Consider the following 6548-nt stretch of genomic DNA (forward strand, 5'->3'; position numbering starts at 1 on the left):
CCCGACGAATCGGCGCTGGCGCGGCTCTTTCATCAGGAGCGCGTGCAGAGCGAGTCCGTGTGGTTCTCGCTGCCCGGCGGGGCGACGCTTTTCGCGGCCGGGGACCCGTCCGACCAGCTCTATTTCGTGCGCGCCGGCCGGCTTGGCGCCTTCCGCCGCGAGCAGGGCCACGAAGTACAGTTCCTGGGCGTGATCCGACCCGGCGAGCCGGCCGGGGAGATGTCGCTGATCGCCGGATCGCCCCACTCCGCCGACGTGGTGGCGCTGCGGGACAGCGAAATCATTGCGGTCCCACGCGATGTCTTCCTGGAGGCCTGCGAGGCCGACACCGCGGTGATGATCGAGCTCGCCAAGCTTATGATGCTGCGTAGCCGCCAGGCGGTGACCCGTGGCGGGATCGGCGAGCCCTCGGTGTTCGGCTTCGTCCCCCTGGGCGCCAGCGGGCTCCTGCGGCCCCTGGTCGAGCGGCTGGCCCAGGAGATCGGCCGCCTCGGCTATTCGGTGACCACCATCGGCGCCGAAGCGCAGACCGCGCCCACCGAATGGTTCTCCGACGTGGAGCGGACCCACGACTTCGTCCTCTACGTCGCCGAGCCCGCCGACGCCGGCTGGCGGCTGGTGGTGGCCCGCCAGGTGGATCGGCTGTTCCGCGTCGGCCGCGGCGACCGAACTGCGCCCAAGCCCCAGGCGGCGACTGACCTGCCCTCCCCGCTGCAGGCCCAGCAGCTCGTGGACCTGATCCTGCTGCAGCCGCCGGATATCGACCGGCCGCAGGGCTCCGAGGCGTGGCTGGATGCGGCCACCCCGGCGCGGCTGTTCCATATGCGGCGCGATCACAACGGCGACCTGCAGCGGCTGGCGCGCGTGCTCACCGGGCAGTCGGTCGGCCTGGTGCTCTCCGGCGGCGGGGCCAGGGCCTACGCCCACGTGGGCGCGGTCAGGGCGCTGCGCGAGCGCGGCGTGCCCATCGACTTCGTAGGCGGCGTCTCCATGGGAGCGGTGATCGCCGCCGGCGTGGCCATGGGCTGGAATGATGAGGAGCTGCAGGTGCGCATCCGCGAAGCCTTCGTGGACACCAGCCCGCTCACCGATATCGCCCTGCCCCTGCTCGCCATGACCCACGGCCTGAAGGTCAACGAGCGGTTGGCGCACCATTTCGGCGACACCCAGATCGCCGACCTTTGGCTGCCGTTCTTCTGCCTGTCGTCGAACCTGACCACCGGCGCCTATCAGATGCACCGCCGCGGACTGCTGCGCCGCGCGCTCAGGGCCTCGGTCTCGCTCCCCGGCATCCTGCCGCCGGCCACCGACGACCAGAACGTGCTGGTGGACGGCGCGGTGATGAAGAACTTCCCCGCCGACGTGATGCGCGCCAGCCAGCTCGGCCCCATCGTCGGCGTCGACGTCACCACCGGGCGCAGCATCACCGCCGACGACGTGGCGCGACCGGCCTCGGTGTGGCGCTGGATCTGGTCGGGCGAGTGGCGCAAGGGGCCGCCGATCGTCTCGCTCCTGATGCGCGCCGCGACGGTCTCGACCTCGCGGGACCTGACGGCCGCGCGGGACGCCACCGATGTCCTGGTGATGCCCGACACCTCCAAGGTGGAAATCCGCGACTTCAGCGCCTACGAGCCTGCCGTCGCCGAGGGCTACCGCGCGACCATCGAGGCGCTGGACAAGCTCGACCGCCCCGTCCAATCGCTGCGCCGCCGCCGCAGCCTGGAAGAGCAGAAGGCTGACAAGGTCGCCGCCCTTCCGCGCTGAAATATCGCGTAGGCGGCGTTTGCGCGGACGCCCGAACCGACCCATATTAGGGGTCCTTGCTCAGCAACTGAAAGGAGGTGATCCAGTGTCTCATAGTGAAAACCGTAGCCCGGTGACCGTGACCTGGACCTCCGCTTGCGGGGTCCGCGCCTAGGCCTAGCTCTGGCATAGGGTCGCGTACCGCTCTGCGGTCCGACTATGGAAAGGCCGCTCCGGCGACGGGGCGGCCTTTCGCATGTCTGCAACCCTGCGGCGTGGGGTCGAGACCGCGGGCGTCATCGGGTCTCGCCGAAGGCCGCCCGACCTGAGCTCACCGTCGGGGGCAAACGGTGCGAGGCGAGTTAATCCCCTGTCGCGGGAATATTAACTAAGTCACGCTGAAATAACGGGATTCTTGGAGGAAACCTCTAGACCGACGGGAAGGCTGTGCTAGTTGGCAACCTATTGTTGACCATCCAGGCCGCGCAGCGTCGCACGGCGATGGTTCCCGCGATGAGGGTGCTGACTATGAAGACTCTGGCTTTTGTGGCCGCTGCGGCGAGTGCTTTGATGCTCACCGGCGCCGCCCACGCAGGATCCATCGTGGGGCTCTACAACACTGGCGTCACCGACGCCGGCGTCCAGGCGCCGAACGGCGTCGATGGCCATTGGACGCTGGATGGCGGCAGCGCCTTCATCAGCGGCACCCAAGGCGTCTTTCCGCTGAACGGACCCTGGCTGGACGAAAACTCCGACACGGCCTCGCGCTGGATCACTCCGACGGACAACGCCGGCGATTCCGTCGATCCGCGCAACAACGGCTTCTATCAATACTCGCTGACCTTCGACCTCTCCGCCGGCCAAGCGGCCGACGCCAGCTTCGTGGGTCAGTTCGCCGCCGACAACGGCATCCAGTGGATCGAGCTGAACGGGAACGCCATCCTCGGTTCCGACGGCGGCGCGCCGATCGGCGGCTTCTCGAGCTGGACCAACTTCGCCGCGTCGAGCGGCTTCCAGGCCGGCCAGAACACCCTGACGATCGATGTGATCAACTTCGGCCAGGAGACCGGCAACCCCAGCGGCCTCCGCGTCGAATTCCTCAACAGCAGCGCCGCGCCTGAGCCCACGACCTGGGCGCTGATGATCGGCGGCTTCGGCCTCGCCGGCGCGGCGCTCCGCCGCCAGCGCCGTCAGGCCGTCCTCGCGGCCTAAATCGGCTGCGAACAGAAAGTCTGCAGGGCCGCTCCGGCGACGGGGCGGCCCTTCGCATGTCTGGAGCCTTCACCGGCGAGAACCTGAGGGCTGTGAAGTTTGGGCTGGACTCCTATTTCCACAGCTCCGGAGGCGGGCGTCGGCGCGACCCAGGCTTCGACCATGGCGCGACGCCAACGACGCAATAGGCGCGAAGGGCGACGATAGCCGCCCCTGCCCGCTTGCTTTCCCGGTGTCCCCTCGCGAAGGTCCGGCCATGGATTCCAGGGGCCGTTCCAACATGTCGAAGACCCGCTTTCTCGCTGTGGCTGCCCTGGTCAGCTCGCTGGCCTTTCCGGTCGTGGCCGCGCCGTCCAAGGACCTGGCGCGGCTGAAGGCCGAGGCCGCCCAGGTGACCATCGTCCGCGACGACTGGGGCATCGCCCACGTGCGCGGCAGGACCGACGCTCAGGCCGTGTTCGGGATGATCTACGCCCAGGCCGAGGACGACTTCAATCGGGTGGAGATGAACTACCTGACCTCGCTCGGCCGCACCGCCGAGGCGCAGGGCCAGGCGGCGATCTGGCAGGATCTGCGCCAGAAGCTATTCGTCGATCCGGTTGATCTGAAAGCGAAATATGCCGCCAGCCCGGCCTGGCTGCGGGCCCTGATGGACGGCTGGGCGGATGGGCTGAACTACTACCTGGCGACGCACCCCGGCGCGCATCCGAAGGTGCTCAAGCATTTTGAGCCTTGGATGGCGCTTTCGTTCACGGAGGGGAGCATCGGCGGCGACATCGAGAAGGTGTCCCTGCCGGCTCTGGAGGCCTTCTACGGCGATCCGGAGGCGGCCGGCGGCAAGTTGAAGCTGGCCGAGGCCGAAAGCCTGAAGTTCAAGGAGCCGTCGGGCTCCAACGGCATGGCCATCGGCCCCCAGATCACCCGGGACGGCCACGCGCTGCTGCTGATCAACCCGCACACCTCGTTCTACTTCCGCTCCGAACTGCAGATGACCAGCGACGAAGGACTGAACGCCTATGGGGCGGCGACCTGGGGCCAGTTCTTCATCTACCAGGGGTTCAACCCCCACGCTGGCTGGATGCACACCTCCACCGGCGCCGACACCATAGATGAGTTCGCCGAGACCATCGTTCGCAGGGGCGGCAAGCTCTTCTACCGTTATGGCGCGGAAGAGCGGCCGGTGGGGGTCTCGACCATCACCGTGCCCTACCGCACGCCGGAGGGGACGATGGCGGCCAAGACCTTCACGGTCTACCGCACCCACCACGGCCCGCTGGTGCGGGCCGATGGCGACAAGTGGATCGCCATCGCGCTGATGAACAAGCCGATCGAGGCGCTCGAGCAGTCCTTCGGCCGTACAAAGACCACGGACCTCGCCTCGTTCCTGAAGGTCGCCGAGCTGGCCGCCAACTCCTCGAACGACACCCTGTTCGCCGACACCAAGGGCGAGACCGCGCTCCTGCTGCCGCAGTTCATGCCCAAGCGCGACAACCGCTTCGACTACACCAAGCCGGTCGACGGCTCGGACCCTGCGACCGATTGGCAGGGCGTGACGCCCTTCGCCGAGATGCCGAAGGTGATCAACCCATCCAACGGCTGGGTCTACAATTCCAACGACAGCCCCTGGTCGGCGGCCGGGCCCAACAGCCCGAAGAAGGCCGACTTCCCCCGGTATATGGATCAGGCCGGCGAGAACCCGCGGACGGCGCACGCTGTGCGGGTCCTGACCGGCCAGAGCGATTTCACGCTCGCCAAGCTGATCGCCACCGATTTCGATTCCTATCTGCCCACCTTCGCGCGTCTGATCCCGGGTCTGGCGGCCGCCTACGACGCCTTGCCCGCCGGGGATCCGCAGAAGGCCAGGCTCGCCGAATCCGTGACCAGGCTCCGCGCGTGGGACGACCGCTGGTCGGCGACGTCGGTGGAGACCTCGCTTGCGGTGGGCTGGGGCGAGGCGCTGTGGGCCAAGTGCGCGGCCGACGCCAAGAAGGCCGGCATGCATGTGGACGACTACATGGCCGCGCGCGCCACCCCCGCGCAGAAGCTCGACGCCCTGACCGAGAGCATCGACCGTCTGACCCAGGACTTCGGGACCTGGAAGACGCCCTGGGGCCAGATCAACCGCTTCCAGCGGATCGACGACAACATCGTCCCGCACTTCGACGACGCGGCGGCGTCGATCCCGGTGCCCTTCGCGTCGTCACAGTGGGGCTCGCTCGCCTCCTTCGGGGCCAAGCGCTATCCGGACACCAAGAAATACTATGGCTCCAGCGGCAACAGTTTCGTGGCCGTGGTCGAGTTCGGGCCCCGCATCCACGCCCGCGCGGTGACGGCCGGCGGCGAGAGCGGCGACCCGATGTCGAAGCATTTCGGCGACGAAGCCGCCCGCTACGCCTCCGGGGATTTGCGGGAGGTCTATTTCTATCCCGACCAACTGGTAGGCCACACCGAACGGTCCTATCGCCCCGGCGAATGACGGCTCCGCCTGGGTCACGGAAACAATTCGTGAGGCGGCGATGGGGGAACTTTCGCCCCCGACTTGGGGGTTGGCGACCTGCACCTTTCGCAAAAGCAGGAGCCAACCCATGCCTATGCCAAGAGTCTTCGCCAGCGCCGTCGTCACCGCGGGCCTGATGATCGCCGGCGCGACCGCAGCCCAGGTCCCCGCCACGCCAGGGGCGCCCGCCGCCACCGGCGCGCCGACGGCGCCCGGCCAGCCCGGCACGCCCAGCCTGCCCGGAACCACCTCGACCCTGCCGGGCGCCACCACCACGCCCTCGCCGGGCGTGCCGTCGCCCTCGCCGACGACGCCGTCCGCCAGCAGCGCGACGACCAGCGGCCAGAACACCTCCGCCACCGGAATCATGCCCGGCGCGTCCGGGTCCACGACCTCGCGCAGCCGCATGACCTGCGCGCCAGCGGCCACCCGGACGGCGGGCGGCCAGCCCTGTTCCACGACCGGCGGGTCGACGACGAGCGGAAGCACGACTCCGCCGCGCTAGCGGTCCGACTGCGAGTGTGAAAACAAAGCCGCCGGACATGGATCCGGCGGCCTTGTTGTTGGGCCTAGAACGAGACGCAGGCGGCCTGGGTGATCAGCAACACCGAATCCTGGTGGAAACGCGCCTTGTAGACGTTGCGCACGGTGTCGATCCGCCCGGAGACGTCGCGGCCCTTGGGCAGCACGATCAGCACCACCTTTGAGGCCTCGCGGATCAGCTTGTTCTCCGCGCCGCGCCACTGGCCGCCGCCGTCGAGCACGGTCAGGCCATCGGGGAAGCGCGGCGTCAGGTCCTTGTCGACGAACGCCTGAAAGTCGGCCTCGCTGACGCCGGGCTTGTCGCTGACATTGCGGCCGAAGAACAGCTGCGCCGTGCGCCGCGCTTCCTGCCCCACTGGGCAGGCGACGGCTGACTCGGGCGCAGGCGGCGGCGCAGTGGCGCAGCCGGCCAGGCTGGCCAGCCCCAGCGCCGTGACAATGCCCCCCAGCTTCCTCATCCGCCGATCAGCTCCCGTCCGATCAGGAAGCGCCGGATCTCGTTGGTGCCGGCGCCGATATCGTAGAGTTTGGCGTCCCGGACGAGGCGTTCCAC

At 68.6% G+C, this 6548-nt stretch carries 6 protein-coding genes; 4 read left to right on the forward strand and 2 right to left on the reverse strand.

Annotated features, from left to right (window positions below; genetic code table 11):
- The 4 genes from E8A12_RS20610 to E8A12_RS20625 all read left to right on the forward strand — a co-directional run.
- The coding region (locus E8A12_RS20610; RefSeq protein ID WP_293372368.1) for a patatin-like phospholipase family protein at nucleotides 1–1764 on the forward strand (1764 nt) is incomplete at its 5' end.
- Nucleotides 1765–2271: 507 nt separating this feature from the next.
- Nucleotides 2272–2955 (forward strand): PEPxxWA-CTERM sorting domain-containing protein, encoded by a 684-nt coding sequence (locus E8A12_RS20615; RefSeq protein ID WP_293372370.1) that lies wholly within the window; start codon nucleotides 2272–2274, stop codon nucleotides 2953–2955.
- A gap of 280 nt (nucleotides 2956–3235) precedes the next feature.
- Nucleotides 3236–5431 (forward strand): penicillin acylase family protein, encoded by a 2196-nt coding sequence (locus E8A12_RS20620; protein ID WP_293372371.1) that lies wholly within the window; start codon nucleotides 3236–3238, stop codon nucleotides 5429–5431.
- 109 nt (nucleotides 5432–5540) lie between these two features.
- The gene (locus E8A12_RS20625; RefSeq protein WP_293372372.1) at nucleotides 5541–5957 is read left to right on the forward strand and encodes a hypothetical protein; all 417 of its coding nucleotides are present in this window, start codon (nucleotides 5541–5543) and stop codon (nucleotides 5955–5957) included.
- A 64-nt stretch (nucleotides 5958–6021) separates the two neighbouring features.
- Here E8A12_RS20625 and E8A12_RS20630 read toward each other — a convergent pair whose 3' ends face one another.
- Both E8A12_RS20630 and E8A12_RS20635 read right to left on the reverse strand, forming a co-directional pair.
- Nucleotides 6022–6453 (reverse strand): DUF3574 domain-containing protein, encoded by a 432-nt coding sequence (locus tag E8A12_RS20630; RefSeq protein ID WP_293372373.1) that lies wholly within the window; start codon nucleotides 6451–6453, stop codon nucleotides 6022–6024.
- The coding region (locus tag E8A12_RS20635; RefSeq protein WP_293372375.1) for an acyl-CoA dehydrogenase family protein at nucleotides 6450–6548 on the reverse strand (99 nt) is incomplete at its 5' end. The genes E8A12_RS20635 and E8A12_RS20630, both read right to left, overlap by 4 nt.

Origin of the sequence: Phenylobacterium sp. (assembly GCF_004799395.1) — a bacterium.
Taxonomy (GTDB): domain Bacteria; phylum Pseudomonadota; class Alphaproteobacteria; order Caulobacterales; family Caulobacteraceae; genus Phenylobacterium.